Origin of the sequence: Paenibacillus sp. OT2-17 (genome assembly GCF_009827695.1) — a bacterium.
GTDB classification, from domain to species: Bacteria; Bacillota; Bacilli; order Paenibacillales; family Paenibacillaceae; genus Paenibacillus; species Paenibacillus polymyxa_B.
The window spans coordinates 1-2636 of record NZ_WUDQ01000515.1; the positions used below are offsets into that span (position 1 = coordinate 1).

Sequence of the window (2636 nt, forward strand, 5' to 3'; positions counted from 1 at the left end):
CCCCAACCCGAATGATACCCTGTTTGAACACCTGAACAGGCAGCTTGGACTGGTATGTGGGCTTACAAATTCACAGCGTATGGTGGCACGGTACCTCATTGGCAATTTGAACGAAATGGGATATTTAGAACTTGATGTTCCAACAGTCGCCTCACTAGTGGACGTTCCCATAGCCGAAATTGAGGATATGCTCTTGGTGATACAGAGTTTTGATCCACCGGGGATCGCCTCTTACAGCTTGGAAGAGTGTCTTCTTCTCCAGCTCCAGCTTGCTGGCATGGATGATGAATGCATAGTCAGAATGGTAAGCAACCATCTGGCTGATCTGGCAAACAATCGGATACAAAAAATTGCGGATGCTCTTGTAATCGGTAGGCGAGAGGTTATACAGATGGCCGATCGAATTCGCAAGCTAAATCCATGCCCGGGCGCAGCATTTGCTCATAAAGAGCAGCAATACATCATAGCAGATATCACGGTCGAAAAAGCCAACGGCGAATATCTTGTCCTGATTAATGACATTAGTGCGCCGCGGGTTGAGATCAACCCTTTTTACCAGCAAATGATGCGGGATCTACCGAATAGTGAAACCAAACTTTTTATCCATGAGAAGATGAATACGGCAAAATGGCTGATCAATAGCCTGAAGCAACGTCGGCTGACCCTTCTACGGGTTGCCAAGGCCATTGTGGAAAAGCAGCAGGATTTTTTTGAGCATGGCGTGTCTTTCCTCAAACCAATCACCCAAAAGGAGATTGCCGAAAAGACGGGCTTACACGAATCCACGGTCAGCAGGGCGGTCAGTAATAAATTTATACAGACGCCTCGCGGATTGTTCGAACTCAAATTCTTCTTTACTTCCTCCTTGACGTCAGCGGACGGAGATGCTGCTTCATCGGAGAGTGCAAAAAAGCGTATCAAAAATTTGATAGATGATGAGGACAAGCAAAAACCATTATCGGATCAGGCTATTACTACCCTGCTGGGAAAGGAAGGTTTGCATTTATCACGCAGAACCGTGGCGAAATATCGAGAAGAACTAAGATATCTTTCTTCTGCCAAAAGAAAAAAGTTTGAAGTTTGAATGGTTAAAGATAGTGGCGATGCAGCAAGACAGGCAACGTCTCAGGAAAGCTTGATCCGACTCGCTAGTTCTTGAATTCACCATTACACCCCCTTTCTTGAACTAGGATGTTTTCACTTTTGAAACGTTTCCAATTTGCTGTAAGAAAAACGTCAGTTAGTAGATCCACACTATGAATCGAAAGAATGAGGCTAATATTTTTCAATAAAATCATGTAGTTTCGCCTTGCTTGAAGACAACGGGGAGACGATACACTTGCTGATCTAAAGTTATACCATCGATCTTTTGATACAGTAGTCTGATTGTCAAACGTGCCATCTCCTCCACTGGCTGCCTGATTGTAGACAATATCGGATGAAAATAAGGATGATCCTGAATCCCGTCGTAGCCGATAACCTTTACATCCTCTCGGGCTTGCCGCCGCTATTACATAACATGAGCTTAAAACCTTCCCGATCCAACTCATCCTCAATGTAATAAGCCAGTTCAGAAAAAAAAGGATGCCAGATACTTGGAAGCAGCAAGGCTACCATCTTGGATTTCCTCATCTTGAAATTTCGAGCGACTTCATTAGGAAAATAATTTAGTTCTTGTATAGCTTTCTCCACTTTCCTGCGTGTTTCTGGTTTTACAGAGCCCGAGTTGTTAATAACGCGGGACACCGTTCCCACAGCTACGCCAGCTATGTTAGCTACATCTTTAATACTTGGCATCTCCCTCCCCCTATCTCTCTTTATGAATATTATAATAACACTAAGATGGAAGCGTTTCAATTATGTTTGAAACGCTTTTTTTGCTGACTGTTTTCATGCTTCCTAAAGAATGTCGCCGCTTTAATGAAGCTCTATTGTCAGTTGTATGCGGATCTAAAAAAACAAGGCTTGTGATGAAAATTATCATTAGAGAGAACGGTTAAAATCTGTATCAATTTTTGTTCCGGAAATATGCCTACGCTTGCTCAAGCGTTCTCTCCAGTACATCCGTCAGAAAAATGATTTGCTCTCGAGCTTGCCCTTTTCATGACTACAAATGCCCACGGCCTTTATAAAAGCTTTTTATCTTCCCTGCCGAGCTGAAGCGCCAGTGTGGATTCCATTAGATATACGTCCTTGTCCTCTACATCTGTTCATATTCATCTCTATCCTTCTTGTTTTAGTGGTTAATCCTAAATTTCCCCCGAAAGACACGAATAGCGTTATTAAAAGTTACGTGCCCACCGTTTCTTTAGTCCCATTTGCCAATTTATCGAAGAGATCACGTTAAATTTGTAAAGGCAGCCGATAATCGGCTGCCTTTACGTTTAAATAGTGTTTGCAAAATTATATTTCTTATCTTCTAGAATAGGCTTGCAGATTCGCGCATATAGGCCTTACTAGAGCACATTTCTCAAGTGCTTGCCGTATCAACATTTGCCCAATAGAGCCGCTGGTGCCAAACAGGTAAAGCCTTCCTGGAAAGTGTCTTAGAACGTTGATGCTACTTTGGCCACTTCTTGAAGTCCTTCTTTTACAATCACTTCTGCACGATCCTTGTACTGATTATGTCCTTCAAT

General features: G+C 42.8%; 1 protein-coding gene and 1 pseudogene. One reads left to right on the top strand and one right to left on the bottom strand.

Features of this window, described 5'->3' with window-relative positions; translation table 11 throughout:
• A partial coding sequence (gene rpoN, locus GRP75_RS23920; protein WP_160790562.1) for an RNA polymerase factor sigma-54 occupies nt 1-1084 on the top strand: 1084 nt, incomplete at its 5' end.
• Nucleotides 1085-1294: 210 nt separating this feature from the next.
• Here the strand turns inward: rpoN and GRP75_RS30550 are convergent.
• Nucleotides 1295-1797: pseudogene (locus tag GRP75_RS30550) on the bottom strand (LacI family DNA-binding transcriptional regulator).
• Nucleotides 1798-2636 lie beyond the last annotated feature (839 nt).